General features: G+C 58.2%; 22 protein-coding genes. 18 read left to right on the top strand and 4 right to left on the bottom strand.

Features of this window, described 5'->3' with window-relative positions:
- Both AC1RBR_RS20895 and AC1RBR_RS20890 read right to left on the bottom strand, forming a co-directional pair.
- The gene (locus tag AC1RBR_RS20895) at positions 1-2,037 is read right to left on the bottom strand and encodes a sensor histidine kinase (RefSeq protein WP_456017795.1); all 2,037 of its coding nucleotides are present in this window, start codon (positions 2,035-2,037) and stop codon (positions 1-3) included.
- A 45-nt stretch (positions 2,038-2,082) separates the two neighbouring features.
- On the bottom strand, positions 2,083-3,000 hold the full coding sequence (locus tag AC1RBR_RS20890; protein ID WP_492566397.1) for a putative 2-dehydropantoate 2-reductase: 918 nt from the start codon (positions 2,998-3,000) through the stop codon (positions 2,083-2,085).
- A gap of 140 nt (positions 3,001-3,140) precedes the next feature.
- Between AC1RBR_RS20890 and AC1RBR_RS20885 the strand changes: the two genes are divergently transcribed.
- From AC1RBR_RS20885 to AC1RBR_RS20875, 3 genes are all read left to right on the top strand, one after another.
- Positions 3,141-3,626, top strand: a complete 486-nt coding sequence (locus tag AC1RBR_RS20885) for a YajQ family cyclic di-GMP-binding protein (RefSeq protein ID WP_003227548.1) — start codon at positions 3,141-3,143, stop codon at positions 3,624-3,626.
- A 150-nt stretch (positions 3,627-3,776) separates the two neighbouring features.
- Complete coding sequence (locus AC1RBR_RS20880) at positions 3,777-4,619, top strand: mechanosensitive ion channel family protein (RefSeq protein WP_041068538.1); 843 nt, start codon at positions 3,777-3,779, stop codon at positions 4,617-4,619.
- A 152-nt stretch (positions 4,620-4,771) separates the two neighbouring features.
- Positions 4,772-5,994, top strand: a protein-coding gene (locus AC1RBR_RS20875) for an IS3 family transposase (protein ID WP_177325627.1) whose coding sequence is annotated in 2 segments (ribosomal slippage) — positions 4,772-5,123 and positions 5,123-5,994 — 1,224 coding nt in all. Because the reading frame shifts where the segments join, the coding sequence is not laid out codon by codon here.
- Positions 5,995-6,054: 60 nt separating this feature from the next.
- Here AC1RBR_RS20875 and AC1RBR_RS20870 read toward each other — a convergent pair.
- Positions 6,055-7,404, bottom strand: a complete 1,350-nt coding sequence (locus AC1RBR_RS20870) for an OprD family porin (protein ID WP_095137031.1) — start codon at positions 7,402-7,404, stop codon at positions 6,055-6,057.
- Positions 7,405-8,296: 892 nt separating this feature from the next.
- On the opposite strand from AC1RBR_RS20870, the gene AC1RBR_RS20865 reads away from it, so the two are divergent.
- Both AC1RBR_RS20865 and AC1RBR_RS20860 read left to right on the top strand, forming a co-directional pair.
- Complete coding sequence (locus tag AC1RBR_RS20865) at positions 8,297-8,722, top strand: HIT domain-containing protein (RefSeq protein ID WP_492566395.1); 426 nt, start codon at positions 8,297-8,299, stop codon at positions 8,720-8,722.
- Positions 8,723-8,725: 3 nt separating this feature from the next.
- A complete protein-coding gene (locus tag AC1RBR_RS20860) occupies positions 8,726-8,932 on the top strand; it encodes a SlyX family protein (RefSeq protein WP_007962092.1) in 207 nt (68 codons plus the stop codon).
- Positions 8,933-9,003: 71 nt separating this feature from the next.
- Here AC1RBR_RS20860 and AC1RBR_RS20855 read toward each other — a convergent pair whose 3' ends face one another.
- On the bottom strand, positions 9,004-9,606 hold the full coding sequence (locus tag AC1RBR_RS20855) for a cold-shock protein (RefSeq protein ID WP_027612531.1): 603 nt from the start codon (positions 9,604-9,606) through the stop codon (positions 9,004-9,006).
- Positions 9,607-9,916: 310 nt separating this feature from the next.
- Here AC1RBR_RS20855 and AC1RBR_RS20850 point away from each other — a divergent pair, with 310 nt between their 5' ends.
- From AC1RBR_RS20850 to tolB, 13 genes are all read left to right on the top strand, one after another.
- Entirely contained in the window at positions 9,917-10,387 is a 471-nt protein-coding gene (locus tag AC1RBR_RS20850) for a Dps family protein (RefSeq protein ID WP_007912745.1), read from the top strand.
- A gap of 186 nt (positions 10,388-10,573) precedes the next feature.
- Positions 10,574-10,909 carry a ribbon-helix-helix domain-containing protein gene (locus AC1RBR_RS20845; protein ID WP_492566393.1) on the top strand — a complete coding sequence of 112 codons (336 nt, stop codon included), beginning with the start codon at positions 10,574-10,576 and terminating at the stop codon, positions 10,907-10,909.
- A 133-nt stretch (positions 10,910-11,042) separates the two neighbouring features.
- A complete protein-coding gene (locus AC1RBR_RS20840) occupies positions 11,043-11,264 on the top strand; it encodes an FmdB family zinc ribbon protein (RefSeq protein ID WP_003227532.1) in 222 nt (73 codons plus the stop codon).
- A 100-nt stretch (positions 11,265-11,364) separates the two neighbouring features.
- Positions 11,365-13,140, top strand: coding sequence for an aspartate--tRNA ligase (gene aspS, locus AC1RBR_RS20835; RefSeq protein WP_003227530.1), 1,776 nt, complete (start codon positions 11,365-11,367; stop codon positions 13,138-13,140).
- A gap of 129 nt (positions 13,141-13,269) precedes the next feature.
- A complete protein-coding gene (locus tag AC1RBR_RS20830) occupies positions 13,270-14,016 on the top strand; it encodes a YebC/PmpR family DNA-binding transcriptional regulator (RefSeq protein WP_003227527.1) in 747 nt (248 codons plus the stop codon).
- Between the two features lie 158 nt (positions 14,017-14,174).
- The gene (ruvC, locus tag AC1RBR_RS20825; RefSeq protein WP_007951206.1) at positions 14,175-14,702 is read left to right on the top strand and encodes a crossover junction endodeoxyribonuclease RuvC; all 528 of its coding nucleotides are present in this window, start codon (positions 14,175-14,177) and stop codon (positions 14,700-14,702) included.
- A gap of 114 nt (positions 14,703-14,816) precedes the next feature.
- Positions 14,817-15,425, top strand: a complete 609-nt coding sequence (gene ruvA / locus AC1RBR_RS20820) for a Holliday junction branch migration protein RuvA (RefSeq protein ID WP_003227522.1) — start codon at positions 14,817-14,819, stop codon at positions 15,423-15,425.
- On the top strand, positions 15,426-16,487 hold the full coding sequence (gene ruvB, locus AC1RBR_RS20815; RefSeq protein ID WP_007962024.1) for a Holliday junction branch migration DNA helicase RuvB: 1,062 nt from the start codon (positions 15,426-15,428) through the stop codon (positions 16,485-16,487).
- 127 nt (positions 16,488-16,614) lie between these two features.
- On the top strand, positions 16,615-17,082 hold the full coding sequence (gene ybgC, locus AC1RBR_RS20810; RefSeq protein ID WP_027612533.1) for a tol-pal system-associated acyl-CoA thioesterase: 468 nt from the start codon (positions 16,615-16,617) through the stop codon (positions 17,080-17,082).
- Positions 17,072-17,767 (top strand): protein TolQ, encoded by a 696-nt coding sequence (gene tolQ, locus AC1RBR_RS20805; protein WP_007912733.1) that lies wholly within the window; start codon positions 17,072-17,074, stop codon positions 17,765-17,767. Before ybgC ends, tolQ begins: the two co-directional genes overlap by 11 nt.
- 23 nt (positions 17,768-17,790) lie before the next feature.
- Positions 17,791-18,243 carry a protein TolR gene (gene tolR, locus AC1RBR_RS20800; RefSeq protein WP_161794900.1) on the top strand — a complete coding sequence of 151 codons (453 nt, stop codon included), beginning with the start codon at positions 17,791-17,793 and terminating at the stop codon, positions 18,241-18,243.
- On the top strand, positions 18,243-19,319 hold the full coding sequence (gene tolA / locus AC1RBR_RS20795) for a cell envelope integrity protein TolA (protein ID WP_492566390.1): 1,077 nt from the start codon (positions 18,243-18,245) through the stop codon (positions 19,317-19,319). The genes tolR and tolA overlap by 1 nt, the downstream gene beginning before the upstream one ends.
- 17 nt (positions 19,320-19,336) lie before the next feature.
- The gene (tolB, locus tag AC1RBR_RS20790; RefSeq protein WP_164747834.1) at positions 19,337-20,617 is read left to right on the top strand and encodes a Tol-Pal system beta propeller repeat protein TolB; all 1,281 of its coding nucleotides are present in this window, start codon (positions 19,337-19,339) and stop codon (positions 20,615-20,617) included.
- The last annotated feature ends 9 nt before the right edge of the window (positions 20,618-20,626 follow it).

The raw sequence follows: 20,626 nt of genomic DNA, 5'->3' as shown, positions 1-20,626 counted from the left end.
TTACCTCGGTAGTTGATTGGTTTCGGCGGCGATGGCCGCCGGTTGGGTCAGTGGCAGGCGCAAGGTGAAGCAGGTGCCCTGGCCCGGCGCGGATTGCACTTCCATCTGCCCTTTGTGGTTGTTGGTGATGATGAAGTACGACACCGACAGCCCCAGCCCTGTGCCCTGGCCGATTTCCTTGGTGGTGAAGAACGGCTCGAAGGTGCGTTTGCGCACGTTCTCGCTCATGCCGATGCCGTTGTCCTCGACCTGAATCTCGGCCCATGGCGGATTGAGTCTGGTGCGCAGGATGATCCGTCCCGGCTCGCTGTCATCTTCGCGTTGATGAATGGCTTGTGCGGCGTTTTTCAGCAGGTTGAGCAGCACTTGTTCCAGTTCGTTGGCGGTGCCCGGCACCGGGCCGAGCGCCGGGTCGAACTGGCGGATGATCGCCTGGCCCTTGAAGTCGAAACCGATTGCCAGATCGAAGTCGTTACCGGCAATTTCCACCGCCTGATCGATCAACGCTGGCAGATCGCATGGGGCCATTTGCCTAGTGCTGCGGCGGCTGAAACTGAGCATGTGCGTGACGATTTTTGCCGCCCGCGCGCCGGCCTGCTGGATGCCGTCGAGCAGTTTCGGCACTTCGCGGCTTTGCAGGTAACGGTTGACCGTGTCCAGTTCGATGCCGAGCTGTTCAGCGGTTTCGAGGTTCTTCGGCAGATCTGCCGACAGCCGCCGCCGAATGTTCTGCACGTTGTGCAAAATCGCACCCAACGGGTTGTTGATCTCATGGGCCATACCAGCAGCGAGGCCGCCGACCGAGAGCATCTTCTCCGACTGCACCATCATTTCTTCCAGCGACAGGCGCTGGGTGATGTCGTCGATGCGGATCACCACACCGCGCCCGGCACCGCCCATCAGCGGGTAGAACGTCAGGGCGTAATGCTTGGGTTCGTCATCCTTGAACCAGGTCACCCGTTCGATTTTCGCCACCGTGTGCTCTTCCACGGTCTGCTTGAGTTGTGGCAGAAACGGCTTGAGCGGTTCGAAGGCGAGGAAGATCGGCTGGTTCAGCGCCTCATCCAGACGCGTGCCGGAGAGGGCGCTGGCCTCCTGGTTCCACTGGGTCACGTAGAGCTGCTCGTCGAGGGCGATCAGCGCCGAGGGCATGGAGTCGATGATGCTGTTGAGGTAGTTCTGGAAGCCGGTGAGCTTCTTCTCGATCTTGCTCCGCACCTGGACTTCCAGCTCCAGCTTGCGGTTGGTGTGACGGGTCTCTTCGGCCAGACCCTGCGCCTGATCGTAGGCGGCCTGCGAGTCATCGCGGGCGCGCTTGAGCTGCTGCTCGCGGGCTTCGATGCGCGAGAGCATGGTGTTGAACGCCTCGGCGAGGCTGCCGATTTCATCGTGGTTGCCGCGTGAGGCACGCAGGGCATAGTTTTCTTCACGGGTGACCTGACGCGACAGCTCTTCCAGTTCATGGATCGGCCGCGTGATCAGGCGTTTGATCTGTCGCGCAATCACCAGCCACAGCAGCACACTGAAAATCAGGATGCCGAGACTGGCAGTCAGGGTGCCGGTGTAGAACGCCATCGGCAGTTCGCTGCTGGCGACCAGCAGCAAGTGCCCAGGCGCGGTGCCGGGGCGGGGCAGGGTGATCAACTGGTTGCTGCGAAACTCGGTGAGTTGCCAGGCTTCGACGTGTCGATAACGTTCCGGCAGATTGAGCTTGTCGCCACGCTGCACCTGAGCGAGACGGTCACCCTTGCCGTCATACAGCGCTGCTGCGCGCAGCGGCGAATAACTGTCGAGCTCCTTGAGCAGGCGTTCGGCGCTTTGCGGCGACTCCAGGGCTTGCGCGACCAGGCTCGGGTTGGAGATCAGCCGGCCGATGGTCTGCAGAGCTTGCGGCGCCATGCTTTCCTGGGAGATGTAATAGGCGGCGCTGATAAAGGTCAGGTTGGCGACCAATAGCACAGTGGTCAATAACACCAGCAGGGCGGCCAGCAGTTTCTGGCCGACCGGCAGGTTTTCTAGGCGCTGGCGCAATGGCATCAGGTTTATCGCAACAAAGGAACAAGTGGCCAGCGTAGCCGCTGCTCAGTCGCTGGGCAATCCAAGGCTGCGCAGATGGCCGACCAGACGCTGCTGCAATTGAGTGAGGTGCGGCAGGTTGAGTTGATGACGGGTGGCGACTTTGCAGGCGTGGCCCAGCAGGTAGCTGATTTCGGTACGGCGGCGGTTGGCCACGTCCTGATACATCGACGAGTAATTGGCTGCTGTGGCGTGGATCACCCGCTCGACTTCCTGTTGCAGATTGAGCGCGGCTGCCGGTTGACCGCAACGCTCCAGCAATTCGGCCAGTTCCGCGCACAACGTGGCAACTTCGCATCGATGCTGTTCAAGCCCGCCGTTACGGCAATCGTGGAGCACGGTCAGCGGATTGATCGCGCAATTGAGTGCCAGCTTGCGCCACAGCCGGGTGAGGATGTCGGTGCTCCATTCGTGGGGAATGTTCGCCGCTTGCAGGTCGTCCAGCCAGATCGGTGCTACCGGATGCCCGGCATCGCCCAGCCAGGTGAAACCGTGGCCGGCGAACACAACGCGCCAGGCGCCGTCGCGGAACGCGCCTTCGGTGCTGGAAGCGCTGATGCAGCGTGCCTGCGGAACCACCGCTGCGACCGCGTCCTGACTGCCGAGGCCGTTCTGCAGGAGGATCAGCTCGGTATCTGCGCTCAGGCGCGGGGCGAGGCGGGCGACGGCGTTTTCGGCGTCATAGGCCTTGCAGGCGACCAGCAGGCGGCGGATCGGCTCCGGGTCGTCGGCCGTTTGCGCGGGGACGGCATAGGTAGTGGCTGCGCCGTGTTCGACCAGCGTCAGACCGCCGGCCGCCTGATAGCTGCGCAAGCGCTGGGCATCACGCACGATCAGCCGCACCGGCAGACCGGCCCGAGCCAGGCGCGTGGCCCACAGGGTGCCGAGGCTGCCGGCGCCGAGAATGTGCCAGGGGGTGGACATCAGTTTTTCACTCGGTAAGGTACTGGCATGCAAGGCTCGCCGTATCGGTGGGAAAAGACCCGTTATAATGAGCCGGATTTTAACCGCAAGCCAAGCGTGCTCCCTCCTGATCGAGCGCGCCTTTTTATTGGAGAGATTACATGCCGTCGTTCGACGTGGTATCCGAACTGGACAAACACGAGCTGACCAACGCGGTCGAGAACGCCGTGAAGGAACTCGATCGTCGTTATGACCTGAAAGGCAAAGGCAGCTTCGAGTTCAAGGAAAAGGATCTGACCGTCAATCTGACCGCTGAAGCCGGGTTCCAGCTGGAAGCGATGATCGAGATCCTGAAGCTGGCCCTGACCAAGCGCAAGATCGATGTGCAGTGCCTTGAAGTCAAAGACGCTTACGCCTCGGGCAAGCTGATGAAGCAGGACGCGATCCTCAAGGAAGGCATCGACAAGGAGCTGGCGAAGAAAATCGTCGCGCACATCAAGGACGCCAAGCTCAAGGTGCAGGCCGCCATTCAGGGCGAGCAGGTACGTGTGACCGGCAAAAAGCGCGATGACCTGCAGGAAGCCATCGCGGCCCTGCGCGCCAAGGAATTCGGCATGCCACTGCAGTTCAACAACTTCCGCGACTAAGTCCGGTCAGATGGCTGTGGGAGCGGGCTTGCTCGCGAAAGCGCTGTGTCAGGCAACTCATTGTTGAATGACACAACGCTTTCGCGAGCAAGCCCGCTCCCACTTTTTATATGTGTACAGCCCGGGTAGCCGGAAATCAGGAGATGGAAGATGGATTTGAATGCTGAGGTAGACAACCTGGTCAAGGCGTCCCAGGCGTGGATTCCGATGATCATGGAATACGGCAGCCGCGTGCTGCTGGCGGTGATTACCCTGGCGATCGGCTGGTGGTTGATCAACAAGGTCACGCAAAAACTCGGCGGTCTGCTGGCCCTGCGCAATGCCGACCTGGCGCTGCAAGGCTTTATCAGCAGCTTGGCGAACATCATCCTCAAGGTGCTGCTGATCGTCAGCGTCGCCTCGATGATCGGTGTGGAAACCACCTCGTTCGTGGCTGCGATTGGTGCGGCTGGTCTGGCGATCGGTCTGGCATTGCAGGGTAGCCTGGCGAACTTCGCCGGCGGCGTGCTGATTCTGCTGTTCCGTCCATTCCGAATCGGTGACTGGATCGAAGCGCAAGGTGTGGCGGGTACTGTCGACAGCATCCAGATTTTCCACACCGTGCTGCGTACCGGTGACAACAAGACCATCATCGTCCCGAACGGCAATCTGTCGAACGGCATCATCACCAACACCAACCGTCAGCCAACCCGCAAAGTGGTGTTTGACGTGGGTGTGGATTACGAAGCGGATCTGCAAAAGGCCCGTCAAGTGCTGCTGGATCTGGCCAAGGATGAGCGCGTGTTGCAGGACCCTGCGCCACAAGCGGTCATTTCGACGTTGGGTGACAGTTCGATCACTGTTTCTCTGCGTGTCTGGGTTAAAACTGCAGACTATTGGGATGTGATGTTCATGTTTAACGAACAGTCGCGTGATCGTTTAAAGACTGCCGGTATTGATATTCCGTTTCCGCAGCGGGTGATTCGAGTGGTTCAGGAAACAGCTACACAATGATAGGTTGCTAATTAAATGCCTGACGTGTTGGTCAGGCATTTATTACAAGTGACAGGCAATAAAAAAGGCCCATCCGAAGATGGGCCTTTTTGTTGTTGGTGTCGCGTCCTGAATAAGGTTTACACCTTCTGACCAATCTTCAGGAGGATTCAATGGATACCGGAAAAAGGCGGAGCCAGCGCGATTACACGCTAGCTTTTAAATTGTCAGTCGTAGATCAAGTCGAAAAAGGCGAGTTGAGTTATAAAGAGGCTCAACGGCGCTTTGGCATTCAAGGCCGGTCCACGGTACTGGTTTGGTTACGCAAGCATGGCCGACAGGACTGGAGCCAAGGCGCCTCAATCCGAGCGCTGCGGAGCAGGCCGATGACCGACCCCAACCTACCGCTGACACCCGAACAGCGGATCAAAGAGCTTGAAGAACAGTTGGCGCTGAGCAATCAGAAGGCCCAGTTCTTTGAAGCTGTCGTGAACGTCTTGAAAAATGATTACGGTGTGTCCATCGTAAAAAAGCGACCCGGCAAGTCCTCTCGCAAGGGCAAATCCAAGACCTGAGCATTACCAGGGCTTGCCTGTTTATGGGCATTTCGCGCCAAGCGTATTACAAGCGCAACCGAGCCTTTGACGCGAGAGTTTGCCAAGACCAGCAGGTAGTGGAATTCGTTCTGGAAAAGCGTCGGCGCCAGCCGAGGCTTGGGACGCGCAAACTGCACCACCTGATGCTAATTGAAGCCGCAACAGCGCTACGTGTCGGTCGAGACCGCCTGTTTTCCATCTTGCGAGAGGCGCGAGAGCTGGTTCCTCGCAAACGTGCTTATCATAAAACCACGCATAGCCATCATCGCTTCCGCCGTCACCCCAACCTACTCAAAGCTGGCCCGGAACAAGTTGTAGCCAGCAGACCTGAGCAGGTTTGGGTCGCAGACATTACCTATCTCCCAACGCGGGAAAGTGTCGCTTACGTTAGCCTGATAACAGACGCGTACTCACGCAAAATCGTGGGTCATCATGTGCACAGCAGCCTGCATACGGAGTCGGTGGTCAGGGCGCTGCAGAAGGCTGTTAGTCAGCGAAAATCCAATCAACCGCTCATTCATCATTCAGATCGCGGAGCCCAGTATTGCTCTGATTTATACCAACGGATGCATACCCGGCATGGAATCAGGTGCTCAATGACTGACGGTTATGATTGCTATCAGAACGCTATGGCGGAGAGGGTAAATGGGATTTTGAAGACTGAGTTTTTGCTACATCGCCCCAAAGACCTGGCGGATGCAGTGAAAATGGTGGATGAATCGGTGCAAATCTACAACCGGGAGCGGCCGCACTTATCCCTGAAATACAAAACGCCCGATGCGGTGCATCGGGCGTTTTGAGACTGAAACAGGTGTAAACCTATTTCAGGACTAGACATGGAGCAAACTAAACGTAGTCGATTACAAGATCGACAGCGGGTAGTCGACGATCAGGCGGAACTCGTTGACATCGCCTTCAGCCTGGTCGGTGTTGCCACGGTGGAATGCTTGACGAACACGGAAGGACAGGTCTTTGGCTGGGCCGGACTGAACTACGTACTTGGCTTCCAGGTTGGTTTCGTGATGCTTGCCATCTTCGCCGTAACCGTACGAACGGTAAGGGCTGTCAGCAGCCATTTTATCGCCGTCGATGTCCCAGCCTTTCACGTAACGGGCCATGAAGCTCAGGCCTGGAACTCCGTACTCGGCCATTTTCAGGTCATAACGAATCTGTGCAGATTTTTCGTTCGGACCGTTGAAGTCGGAGTACTGGATGGAGTTGGCCAGGAAGATCGAGTCGCCACCACGGTTGTTGTCACCCACGCCGACGTAGTCGAACGGCGTATCACCATTGACCTTCTGGAAGGCCAGAGTCACGGTGTGTGCTTTCAGGAACGAGAGCGCAGTTGCAAGGGAGAACGTGGTGTTGCTGATGTCACCGGCTTTGGAATCGCCAGTGTCAGTGGTGCGATAGATGTTGAAATCGGTGTTGAGCGAAGTGTCACCACTGATCGGGGTGGTGAGGTTCACGTTGCTGTAGTACTGATTCCAGATGTCCTTGAACTTCGAACCGTACAGCGAGACGCTCAGGTTGTCGGTGATGCCGTATTTACCACCGGCGAAGTCCATGGTTTTGCCAGTGACAGGGTCATCGGAGGTACTGGAGTACTGCGAATGCAGTTCACCGCTGCTGTTCATCTCGTCCTGGCTGGAGGCCGAGTAGAAGTGGCCTGCTTCCAGATCCAGATTCTGGATTTCGCTGCTCTGCAGTTGGAAACCGGTAGCAGTCTGAGGAATCAGACGGGAGCCGCCGACGGCGAAGACTGGAGCGGTGCTTGGCTGGAACTCACCGAATTTCAGCTCGGTCTTGGAGATGCGGGCCTTGATCGCTGCGCCTGCTTTACCAAGGGAGTCGTGTGCATGGCCTTGGGAGTCCAGGCTGGTGTTGCCCGAACCAGTGGTGCCGTCGCCGCCATCCAGTTTGATGCCCAGGTAACCGAATGCATCAACACCCACACCCACGGTGCCTTGGGTGTAGCCGGAGCTGAAGTTGCTCAGGAAACCCTGGGTCCAGTCTTTCTGGTCATTGGAGGTGGTGTTCTTCTTGTCGCGGTTGAAGTAATAGTTGCGCAGCAACACATCAAACTTCGCGTCTTCAACAAAACCTTTCGCTTCGGCTTGGTCACTAACGAAAGGTGCGGCCGTAGCCACTTGAGTACTGGCGGCTGCAGCAACTGCCAGTGCGATCATGCTCCACTTCATCACGCGCATCGTGATTTGCTCCTTTGGTTTTAGAAGAGTACTGCCGTCCCACCTGTTTTATTATCTGGGCGGCTCTTTCTTTTTGTGTCGGCGCAAACTTATATCACGCCGACAATGTTGGCGATACTTGCACATACAACCTTTCGTGTTCTTTACGACGACGTCGCAAACAGCTGGGTTGATGTCGCAAATTCACAGTACCCATGCAGCCGGGCTGACAACTTTATCGCTGTTTCTGGGCCTTTTTGCATCGGTAAAAAAGAGTCCCTGGCAAAACACTTGAATCTCCATTGGGGCAACCCTGCCACCGTGTTTGGTTGGTCTCAAGCTGCCACTTCCGGTGGTGCGCTTATAGACCATGTGTGTCTCAATGCAACAAGCGTGCACAAAGTGCAGGGTTGCTACGTTTATTTTTCTGAACACCTGTCTGTAGCCGTAAAAACCGCATAAAAGCAGGGGTTCATGCCCTTTTGTATCAGGGGCTTGACGCACACCTTTGCATCGTGTTGTCACGTTCGCGCAGGGGCGTGACAAGCAAAAACGTTACCGGTTCACCCCGTCAGTGAGTATTTGGCGGATGCCCGACGCACTGAGCGTAGACGCACTGTGCGGTTTTGGTGCAAAAAATTTACAGGCTGTACCGCATTCATACAGCTGCGGTGCGTCTGCTGTCAGGTGATTCAGGCTGTTCGGGTATTTGCTCGGGTTCGAAGCCGGCCCTGGCACCGCAATGGTGCGCAATCGTTTTAAATGTCTCTTGTCGGGGCTGTGGTGGCCTGACCCGGTACCGCATCGTGAAGCCCGACGCATTCGCAGGTATGCTGCCTGCCTGTCGCTTGGTGCGTTATCCGTCGGGATGGCCGCTAAGCTGAATTGTGTAGATCAGCCGGGAGTGCACGCAGTGTTTGCTTTAGATTCAAGACTTCAACAGGACACCCTGCCCATCGGTGACTTTCCGCTCTGCCGGCTGCTGCTGTCCAACGATGCCAATTACCCGTGGTTCATCCTGGTACCGCGCCGCGACGATATCAGCGAGTTGTTTCAATTGGATGTCGCCGACCAGCAGCAGTTGTGGCAGGAAACCACGGCGCTGGCCGAGTTGCTCAAGGATCTGTTCGACGCTGACAAAATGAACGTCGCGACACTGGGCAACGTTGTCAGCCAGTTGCATATGCATGTGATCGTGCGCAAGCGTGACGACGCGGCATGGCCGGCGCCGGTCTGGGGCAAACACCCGGCCAGACCCTACAGCGCCGAGCAGGTAACGGCCATTCGTGAGCGGCTGCGTGTGGTGCTGACCGAACACTTCACGTTTCTGGAGGGTTGAACCATGAACCTTGAAGAACGCGTTACCGATCTGGAAAGCCGCCTGGCTTTTCAGGATGACACCATTCAGGCGCTGAACGACGAGTTGGTGGCGCAGCAGCGGGTGATCGAGCGCCTGCAGTTGCAAATGGCAGCGCTGCTCAAGCGTCAGGAAGAGATGGTCGGGCAGTTCGATTCGTTCGAGGAAGAGGCGCCACCACCGCATTACTGATGCCACACGTTTATGCAGGCGTAAAAAAACCGCGAGCAGCCTGGCTGCTCGCGGTTTTTTATTGCCTTGGATCAGCGACGCGGCAGGGCGGCGATCACGTCCTCGGCTTGCAGGCCTTTGTCCCGGTTCATCACCGAGAACTCCACGCGCTGGCCTTCGACCAGTACGCGGTGGCCTTCGCCACGGATTGCACGAAAGTGCACGAAAATATCATCGCCGGAATCCCGGGAGATGAAGCCGAAGCCTTTGGACGTGTTGAACCACTTGACGGTACCGGTATCGCGGTTGCTCATGTCATAGGTAGTCGGTGCGGCGGCCGGTGAAGACTTGTAGAAGCTGATGGCCAGATGCAGGACCACGGCAACCAGGGCAATCACCAGGCTGAACAGCACAGCCGGTTGACCGGCGATGACAGGCATCGGTGCGATCAGGGTCAGGGTTTGCAGGACGACAGTCAGCACGAGAAGAGCGCTGACCAGATTTTGCAGATGCTGGCGCGGGCCTTTGTTCCAGTAAGGAATCACTGGAGCGATGACCAGGTTCAGCAGGCCGAAAAAGGCCAGGTAAAGTGCATCGGGTTGTTGCAGGTAAGGAACGGCTTCGGATTTCAAGCTAGGTATGAACGACAGCAGCAAAGCCGCTGCGCCCATTAGCAGGTGGACGATTTTCAACATTTTGATTGGCTCACGTTATGACGGCTCACAAGGAAGAGCTGAAGGCGCACGGTTCGCTTCGGAAACAATAAAGAGGCGTTGGACACGTGCCCGGCATCAGCCTATGCGCGAAACCCCGAAAAATGGGGCGTAGCGACACACTGCCTATTTAACAGCAAAGCCTGCAGCTACTCAAATTACCCCGGCCAGCGGCACGTGCCCGGTCGATTTGTCGCATGGCAAGTGAAGATTGTCGGCTGCGAGGTGGCGGCTGCCTTGCTAGAGTGGATCTGCACCTGTTGGATGAATTCAATCGCCTTAGGGGGTAAACATGGCAATCGATATCGGTATCAGTGAAGAAGACCGCAAGTCCATCGTCGAGGGGCTGTCGCGGCTGCTGTCGGACACCTACGTGCTGTATCTGAAAACCCATAACTTCCACTGGAACGTCACAGGCCCGATGTTCAGGACCCTGCATCTGATGTTCGAAGAGCAATACAACGAGCTGGCGCTGGCGGTGGATCTGATCGCCGAGCGTATCCGCGCTCTGGGTTTTCCTGCGCCGGGTGCCTACGCGACTTACGCGCGTCTCTCCTCTATTAAAGAAGAAGTCGGGGTGCCAAGTGCCGAGGACATGATCAAGCAGTTGGTCGACGGCCAGGAAGCGGTCACTCGCACCGCGCGCGGCATCTTCCCGCTGTTGGACAAGGTCAGTGACGAGCCGACGGCCGACTTGTTGACCCAGCGTATGCAAGTGCATGAGAAGACTGCGTGGATGCTGCGCGCGTTGCTCGAGGCCTGATAATGCGGTGCGCGGACGTCCGCAGGTGTGGATGTCCGCGTGCTGTTGCAAATCTTACTGAACATGTCGGCTTATCCTACGTTGCTGGGCAACTAGTCATCTGGCGCTGACTTTGCGTCTGCGTTTTTATGAAGGCACAGGATGTTGTCTTTATAAAAGCAGCGATGACAAAGGAGTGTCAGCGATATGGTAGAGGGAGACAGGCGATGCGAGCGTCTCGGTTCGCAACGGGAAATGAAGGTCGATCCGTTCGTCAGCGATTTCGATTTTGAGCTGATCCGGCCGCTGGCCAAGTCAGTGCGTTTGAACGGCTTTGCCACTTGCTTGAGGCTCGAGCAGGTTTACTGGAACATTCTTGGTGACATGGCCGGGCACAACGGCTGTTCGGTCAGCACGCTGCTGTCACATGTGGACCGCGAAGTGCACCTGCGCCACGGCGGGGTGAAAAACTTCAGTGGTCTGGTACGGGTGGTGTGCGTGATGAATGGCCTGCGCGATACCCCGGCGGCCGTCATGCCCTGAACGGGCAATACTTGAAATGACGTGGCGGGCTGTGCAGTCTTACGGCTGCACAGCCCGCATTTAATGGATATAATCCCGCTCTTTCGCCGCAAAGCCCTGCGCGCGGTGGCAATCTGATCGCCGAGACACCCCCATGCCGATGTACGATTATCAATGTGCTTCCTGTGGTCATCAGTTGGAAGCCATTCAAAAGATCAGCGAGGCACCGCTGGTCGACTGCCCTGCCTGTCAGGCGCCAGAGCTCAAGAAACAGCTGTCAATGCCGGGTTTTCGCCTCAGCGGCAGCGGTTGGTACGAAACCGATTTCAAGACCGGAGCCAAGAAGAATCTGGCCGGTGGCGACAAATCTGACTAGGGTTCAAACCCAGGTCGAACGACACGCGTGAGATTCCGCAGTGCTTGAGTGCGACGGGATCTCCACCGAATTTCGAATTACGAGAAGCGAAACCACTACCATGATGCGCAGCCATTATTGCGGCCAATTGAACGAAAGCCTGGAAGGCCAGGAAATTACCCTTTGCGGATGGGTTCACCGTCGTCGCGACCACGGCGGGGTGATTTTCCTCGATATCCGTGATCGTGATGGTCTGGCGCAGGTGGTGTTCGATCCGGATCGCGCCGAGAGCTTCGCCGCCGCCGATCGCGTGCGCAGCGAATACGTGGTGAAGATCACCGGCAAGGTGCGTCTGCGTCCGGCCGGTGCGACCAACGCCAACATGGCGTCGGGCATGATCGAAGTGCTGGGCTACGAGCTGGAAGTGCTGAACGAGTCGGAAACCCCGCCGTTCCCGCTCAACGAATACTCCGACGTCGGCGAAGAAACCCGCCTGCGCTATCGCTTCCTGGACCTGCGTCGTCCGGAAATGGCCGAGAAGCTGCGTCTGCGTTCGCGCATGACCACCAGCATCCGTCGTTTCCTCGACGAGAACGGCTTCCTCGACGTGGAAACACCGATTCTGACCCGCGCTACCCCGGAAGGCGCCCGCGACTACCTGGTGCCGAGCCGTACTCACGCCGGTTCGTTCTTCGCGCTGCCGCAATCGCCTCAGCTGTTCAAGCAACTGCTGATGGTTGCCGGTTTCGACCGTTACTACCAGATCGCCAAATGCTTCCGCGACGAAGACCTGCGTGCCGACCGTCAGCCTGAGTTCACTCAGATCGACATCGAGACCAGCTTCCTCGACGAAAAAGACATCATGGGCCTGACCGAAGGCATGATCCGCAACCTGTTCAAGGAAGTGCTGGATCTGGAATTCGGTGAATTCCCGCACATGACCTTTGAAGAAGCCATGCGTCGTTACGGTTCCGACAAGCCGGACCTGCGTAACCCGCTGGAACTGGTCGACGTTGCCGATCAACTCAAAGAAGTTGAATTCAAGGTGTTCAGCGGCCCGGCCAACGATCCGAAGTGCCGTATCGCTGCACTGCGCGTTCCTGGCGGGGCTAGCATGCCGCGCAAGCAGATCGACGACTACACCAAGTTCGTCGGCATCTACGGTGCCAAGGGCCTGGCGTACATCAAGGTCAACGAGCGCGCTGCCGGTGTTGAAGGTCTGCAATCGCCGATCGTGAAAAACATCCCTGAAGCCAACCTGAACGTGATCCTTGATCGCGTCGGCGCGGTTGACGGCGACATCGTGTTCTTCGGTGCCGACAAGGCCAAGATCGTCAGCGAAGCCCTGGGTGCGCTGCGTATCAAACTCGGCCACGACCTCGACCTGCTGACCTGCAAGTGGGCGCCAATGTGGGTCGTCGACTTCCCGATGTTCGAAGAGAACGACGACGGCAGCTTCTCGGCGCTGCACCACCCGTTCACCGCACCGAAGTGCTCCCCTGAAGAGCTGGAAGCCAATCCGGCCGGCGCTCTGTCCCGCGCCTACGACATGGTGCTGAACGGCACCGAGCTGGGTGGCGGTTCGATCCGTATCCACCGCAAGGAAATGCAGCAAGCGGTGTTCCGCCTGCTGGGTATCAATGAAGCGGAACAGGAAGAGAAGTTCGGCTTCCTGCTCGACGCGCTGAAGTACGGTGCACCGCCGCACGGTGGTCTGGCCTTCGGTCTGGATCGTCTGGTGATGCTGATGACCGGCGCCCAGTCGATCCGTGAAGTGATCGCTTTCCCGAAAACCCAGAGTGCTGCGGACGTCATGACGCAAGCGCCGGGTGTGGTGGATGCCAAGGCACTGCGCGAGCTGCACATTCGTTTGCGCGAAACGCCAAAGGCTGAGTAAGACGGGCCTGAAGGCGCATCTTCGGATGCGCCTTTTTTCTTTCTATAGAGAGCAGGTCGAGATTTTTTTGTTTGCTGGTAACTGCGCGAGCAGGGCGGGCAACGTTTCAAAGAGAATTCGGAGCGAGTTATGGCAGGTCATTCCAAGTGGGCGAACATCAAGCACCGCAAAGAACGTCAGGATGCCAAGAGAGGCAAGATCTTCACCAAGTGGATCCGTGAGCTGACCGTTGCGGCCCGTCAGGGCGGCGGTGATCCGGGTTCCAACCCGCGTCTGCGTCTGGCCCTGGACAAGGCCCTTGGCGCGAACATGAGCCGCGACATCATCGACCGCGCCGTGGCCCGTGGTGCCGGTGCGACCGAAGCGGACAACGTTGAAGAGCTGACGTATGAGGGTTACGGCCCGGGCGGCGTGGCGGTGATGGTCGAGTGCATGACCGACAATCGCAACCGTACCGCAGCGGCCGTGCGCCATGCATTCAGCAAGTGCGGCGGCAACCTTGGCACCGACGGCTCGGTCGCCTATTTGTTCGAGCGCAAAGGGCAGATCAGCTTCGCCCCGGGCGTTGACGAAGACGCCCTGACCGAAGCGGCGCTGGAAGCCGATGCCGACGACGTGGTCAGCCATGAAGACGGCTCGATCGACGTGTTCACCTCGTTCACCAGCTTCTATGCGGTGCGTAACGCGCTGGAAGCAGCGGGTTTCAAGGGCGACGATGCGGAAATCGTCATGCAGCCGACCACCAGCGCCGAGCTGGATCTGGAAGGCGCGGAGAAGGTGCTCAAGCTGATTGATATGCTCGAGGATCTGGATGACGTGCAGAACGTCTACTCCAACGCGGACATTCCGGAAGACGTGGCCGCTCAGCTCGGTTAAGAGCGACTAGGCTTCAATGTGGGAGCGGGCTTGCTCGCGAAGGCGGCGTATCAGCAAGCATCAATGCTGAATGACACACCGCCTTCGCGAGCAAGCCCGCTCCCACATTGGTTATTCGCTGTTTTGAATTTCTTGTTTTTACCGACTCCGCAGGCGTTATGACTTTAATTCTGGGTATCGACCCCGGCTCGCGCATCACCGGTTACGGGATTGTTCGCGATACCGGACGCGGCGGCTGCATTTATGTGGCCTCGGGCTGCATCCGTACCGGCGCCGGTGAGCTGCATGAGCGGCTGCAGATCGTTTATCGCGGTGTGCGTGAAATCATTCAGACCTATGGCCCGGTGACCATGGGCATCGAAAAAGTGTTCATGGCGAAAAACGCCGACTCGGCCCTCAAGCTTGGGCAGGCTCGCGGCGCGGCGATTGTGGCTGGTGCCGAGGAAAGCCTGGAGATTGCCGAATACACCGCTACCCAGGTCAAGCAAGCCGTGGTCGGCACCGGCGCCGCCAATAAAGAACAGGTGCAGATGATGGTCATGCACATGCTCAAGCTGACCAGCAAACCGCAGATCGATGCCTCGGATGCCCTGGCCATTGCCATTTGTCACGCGCACACCCGTTCCAGTCTGCTGCCGCATGGCCTGGGTACCGCACGCAGTCGTGGCGGGCGCCTGCGTCTCTGATAGCATCAGCAATCATTTTTGCGGATTGCGGATTTCGCGCCTGGGTCGTCGGCCCGATTCCCGCCTTCCATCTGTCGCCAGCCCACGGCTGGCCAACGCTCAAGGATCTGAAACGTGATTGGACGCTTGCGCGGCACCCTGGCTGAGAAACAGCCGCCGCACCTGATTCTGGATGTAAACGGCCTCGGGTATGAGCTGGAAGTGCCCATGACCACCCTTTATCGTCTGCCGTCGGTCGGTGAACCGCTGACGCTGCACACCCATTTGGTCGTACGCGAAGACGCGCAGTTACTCTATGGTTTCGCCGGCAAGCGTGAGCGAGACTTTTTTCGCGAGTTGATCCGTCTCAATGGTGTCGGGCCAAAACTGGCCTTGGCCTTGATGTCGAGCCTGGAAGTCGATGAACTGATTCGCTGCGTGCAATCCCAGGACACCTCGGCGCTGACCAAGGTCCCGGGGGTCGGCAAGAAAACCGCTGAGCGCCTGCTGGTTGAACTCAAGGATCGCTTCAAGGCCTGGGAAACCTCGCCGGCCATGTTCGCTCTGGTGCCGAACCAGCCGGACGGCCCGGCGCCGGTCAACACCGCTGAAAACGATGCGGTCAGTGCGCTGATTTCCCTGGGCTACAAGCCGCAGGAAGCGAGCAAGGCGATTACCGCCATCAAGGACAAGAATTTGAGCAGTGAAGACCTGATTCGCCGCGCCCTGAAGGGAATGATTTAAGTGATTGAAGCTGATCGTCTGATCGCCGCCGCGCACAGCCCGCGCGAGCGCGAAGAAGTCCAGGATCGGGCCATTCGCCCGGTCAGTCTGGCCGACTATATTGGTCAGCCGACCGTGCGCGAGCAGATGGAACTGTTCATCCAGGCGGCGCGTGGCCGCAGTGAATCCCTCGACCACACGCTGATCTTCGGCCCGCCGGGTCTGGGTAAAACGACGCTGGCCAACATCATTGCCCAGGAAATGGGTGTGTCGATCAAGAGCACGTCGGGCCCGGTGCTTGAGCGTCCGGGAGATCTGGCGGCACTGCTGACCAATCTGGAACCGCACGACGTGTTGTTCATCGACGAAATCCATCGTCTGTCGCCTATCGTTGAAGAAGTGCTGTATCCGGCGATGGAAGATTTCCAGCTCGACATCATGATCGGCGAAGGGCCGGCGGCGCGCTCGATCAAGCTTGATCTGCCACCGTTCACCCTCGTTGGCGCCACCACGCGTGCCGGCATGCTGACCAACCCGTTGCGTGACCGCTTCGGTATCGTCCAGCGTCTTGAGTTCTACAGCACGGCGGACCTGGCGACGATCGTCAGTCGGTCGGCGGCGATTCTCGGTCTGCCGCTGGATCCGGAGGGCTCTTTCGAAATCGCTCGTCGCGCTCGCGGTACACCGCGGATCGCCAACCGCCTGCTGCGGCGGGTGCGCGATTTTGCCGAAGTCCGCGCTAAAGGCCATATCACCAAGTCGGTGGCCGATCTGGCGTTGAATCTGCTGGATGTCGATGAACACGGCTTCGATCATCAGGACCGGCGCTTGCTGCTGACCATGATCGAGAAGTTCGATGGCGGCCCGGTGGGTATCGACAGTCTGGCAGCGGCGATCAGTGAGGAGCGCCACACCATCGAAGACGTGCTGGAGCCGTACCTGATTCAACAGGGTTACATCATGCGCACGCCACGGGGCAGGGTGGTGACGCGGCATGCGTACCTGCATTTCGGTTTAAACATTCCGTCACGAATGGGTGAAATGCCCGTGGCAGACGAGTTTCTCGATGCCGTGGACGATTGATACACATTTTTTGGCGATTTATTCAGCGTTTGTACTGTCACAGGACGGTACTTTTGCGGTAAAGCCTTAAACACTGAAAAAACAGTTGCCTGGCCGGATTGGCAACCCGAGGAGTAAGCACTAGAGTATGCGCGCGCAAAACGGGCTTGAGCCGTTCGCACATCGTTGTCGCGTTTATTACGAGGACACCGATGCGGGCGGCATCGTGTATTACGTTAATTACCTCAAGTTTATGGAACGGGCTCGAACCGAGCGGCTCCGGACGCTGGGCTTTGCCCAGTCGGAACTGGCCGGGGAGGACCTGTTGTTTGTCGTGCATTCCAGCGAAGCGCGTTACCACGCGCCGGCGCGACTGGACGACGAACTGCTGGTAAGCGCTGATGTAATCGAATTGAACCGTGCCAGCCTGCGCTTCAAACAGCAGGTCAGGCGGGCCACGGATAATGTGCTGCTCTGTGAAGGGCAGTTTCTGGTGGCCTGCGTGCGCACCGACAGTTTGAAACCCCGGGCCATGCCCGAATCCTTGCGTGCGGCCTTTGCCGACGCGGGCGGCACGGGTACACACTCAAAGCAGGAGATAAAGCGTGGAAGCTAACGTCGTCGACCATTCCTCCATGTGGAGCCTGGTCAGCAATGCCAGCATCGTGGTGCAGTTGGTAATGTTGACTCTGGTGGCCGCATCGGTGACCTCATGGATCATGATCTTTCAGCGCAGCAATCTGCTGCGTGCCGGTCGACGCGCCCTGGAGAGCTTCGAAGAGCGCTTCTGGTCGGGTATCGATCTGTCCAAGCTGTACCGTCAGGCGGGCAGCAACCCGGATCCGGATTCGGGCGTGGAGCAGATCTTCCGTGCCGGTTTCAAGGAGTTCTCCCGTCTGCGTCAGCAGCCAGGCGTCGACCCTGAAGCAGTGATGGAAGGTGTGGCCCGCGCCATGCGCGTTGCCATCTCCCGTGAGGAAGAGAAGCTGGAGCAGAGCCTGCCGTTTCTCGCTACCGTTGGTTCGGTCAGCCCGTACATCGGTCTGTTCGGTACCGTGTGGGGCATCATGAACTCCTTCCGCGGTCTGGCCAGCGCCCAGCAGGCGACCCTGGCCACCGTGGCCCCGGGTATCGCCGAAGCCCTGATCGCCACCGCGATCGGCCTGTTCGCCGCGATCCCGGCCGTTATCGCTTACAACCGTTTCTCTGCCCGCAGCGAAACCTTGCTGAGCCGCTACTACACCTTCGCCGATGAGTTCCAGGCGATCCTGCACCGCAAAGTGCACACCAGCGAAGAATAAGCAGGTATTTCCCGATGGCTTTAATCGCTCGAGCCCGAAACAAGCGCAAGCCGGTCGCCGAGATGAACGTGGTGCCATACATCGACGTGATGCTGGTGCTGCTGGTTATCTTCATGGTGACCGCGCCGATGCTCAATCAGGGCGTGAAAGTGGATCTGCCCAAGGTTTCCAGCGAAGCCTTGCCGCAGGACAACAACACTCAGGTGCTGACCATTTCGATCAAGGCTGACAAGACCTACTACTGGAACCTTGGCAGCGAAGTCGATACTGAAAAGCAGCAGGACAGGGCAATGACGCTGCCGCAGATGACTGACGCGGTGACCAAGATCATTCGCGCCGGCACCGAAGGCGGCAAGCGTACCCAGGTCTTTATTCGTGGCGACAAGTCGGTCGACTACGGCGCCGTGATGGGTGCCATGGGCGGGTTGCAGAAAGCCGGGGTCGGTAATGTTGGTTTGATTACCGAGGCCCCCTGATGCAGCAACAGCGAGAGCCGTCCGCCTCGGAAAGCTACTTCTGGCCCAGTGTTCTGGCGATTGTCCTGCACGTGCTGGTGTTCGGCATGCTGTTCGTCAGTTTCGCCTTCACACCCGAGTTGCCGCCGGCCAAGCCGATTGTCCAGGCGACCCTGTACCAGCTGAAATCGAAAAGTCAGGCAACCACCCAGACCAATCAGAAGATTGCGGGTGAGGCGAAGAAATCCGCCGCGCGCCAGACCGAAGTCGAGCAGATGGAACAGAAAAAGGTCGAGCAGGAAGCGGTGAAGGCTGCGGAACAAAAGAAAGAAGAAGCGGCTCAAAAGGCCGAGGAAGCCAAGAAGGCCGACGAGGCGAAGAAAGCGGACGAGGCGAAAAAGGCTGATGAAGCCAAGAAAGCCGACGATGCGAAGAAAGCCGAGGCCAAGAAGGCTGAAGAGAAACAATTGGCTGATATAGCCAAGAAGAAAGCCGAAGAAGAAGCCAAGAAGGCGGCTGAAGAAGAGGCCAAGAAAGCGGCTGCTGAAGAAGCCAAGAAGAAGATCGTCGAAGACGCGAAGAAGAAAGCCGCCGAAGACGCCAAGAAAAAAGCTGAAGCTGAAGAGGCGAAGAAGAAAGTCGCCGACGAAGCGAAGAAGAAAGCTGCTGCCGATGCTGCGAAGAAGAAATCGCAGGAAGCGGCACGTAAATCCGCTGAAGAGAAAAAGGCTCAGGCCCTGGCAGATTTGCTTTCCGACACGCCACAGCGTGAGCAGGCCTTGGCCGATGAGCAGGGTGACGAAGTCGCGGGCAGTTTCGATGACCTGATTCGTGCGCGAGCAGCGGAAGGTTGGGCACGTCCACCTTCAGCACGTAAAGGCATGACGGTCGTGCTGCAAATCGGCATGTTGCCGGACGGTACGGTGACTTCGGTCAGCGTGGCCAAGTCCAGTGGCGATGGTCCGTTCGATGCGTCGGCAGTCGCGGCAGTGAAGAATATTGGACGTTTGACAGAAATGCAGGGAATGAAGCCGAGCGATTTCGCTCCGTATCGTTCATTCAAGATGACATTCACACCTGAGGATCTAGCCTTGTGAGAAACCTTCTTCGAGGAATGCTGGTCGTGATCTGCTGCATGGCAGGGATCGCGATGGCTGATGAAAAGAACATTCTGGTCACCAGCGGCAGCGATCGGGCCACCCCGATCGCCGTCGTACCGTTCGGCATGCAGGGCGGTGCCGTGCTGCCGGACGACATGGCTGAAATCATTGGTAACGATTTGCGGAACTCGGGCTACTACTCGCCGATTCCAAAGCAAAACATGATCAGCCAGCCAAGCCAGCCGAGCGAAATCATCTTCCGTGACTGGAAGGCGGTGGGTGCTCAATACATGATGGTCGGCAGCATTGCTCCAGCGGGCGGTCGTCTGCAGGTGCAGTGGGCACTGTTCAACGTGGCCACCGAGCAGAAAGTGGCTGACGGCAGTGTTTCCGGTACCACCGAGCAACTGCGTGACATGGCGCACTTCATCTCTGACCAGTCGTTCGAAAAACTCACCGGTATCAAGGGTGCGTTTTCGACCCGTCTGCTGTACGTGACAGCCGAGCGTTTCTCCGAGAAGAACACTCGCTACACCCTGCAGCGTTCGGACTACGACGGTGCCCGTGCCGTGACTCTGCTGCAATCGCGCGAGCCGATCCTGTCGCCGCGTTTCGCACCGGATGGCAAGCGCATCGCCTACGTGTCGTTCGAGCAGAAGCGTCCACGGATCTTCATGCAGAACATCGACACCGGTCGCCGTGAGCAGATCACCAACTTCGAAGGCCTGAATGGCGCGCCAGCCTGGTCGCCGGATGGCAATCGCCTGGCTTTCGTACTGTCGAAAGACGGCAACCCGGACATCTATGTGATGAACCTGGGTTCGCGTCAGATCACTCGTGTGACTGCAGGTCCTGGCATCAACACCGAACCGTACTGGGGCAAGGATGGTTCGACCATCTACTTCACCTCGGACCGTGGCGGCAAGCCGCAGATCTACAAAACCAGCGCCAGCGGCGGTGGTGCCGAGCGTGTGACCTTCATTGGCAACTACAACGCCAACCCGAAGCTTTCGGCTGATGAAAAGACGCTGGTGATGATCCATCGTCAGGACGGATTCACCAATTTCAAGGTGGCGGCCCAGGATTTGCAGCGAGGTAGTGTAAAGATCCTCACTGATAGCACTCTGGACGAGTCACCTACTGTTGCGCCCAACGGCACCATGGTAATCTACGCCACCCGCCAGCAGGGCCGGGGAGTCTTGATGCTCGTGTCCATTAATGGACGCGTGAGGCTCCCGCTTCCTACCGCACAAGGCGAAGTCAGAGAACCGTCCTGGTCCCCTTACCTGAACTGACGCGGCGCT

The organism is Pseudomonas sp. GW823-FHT01D03 (genome assembly GCF_058798255.1).
The sequence above is the reverse complement of the archived record's forward strand: the minus strand, read 5'-3'. Positions and strand labels throughout refer to the sequence as shown.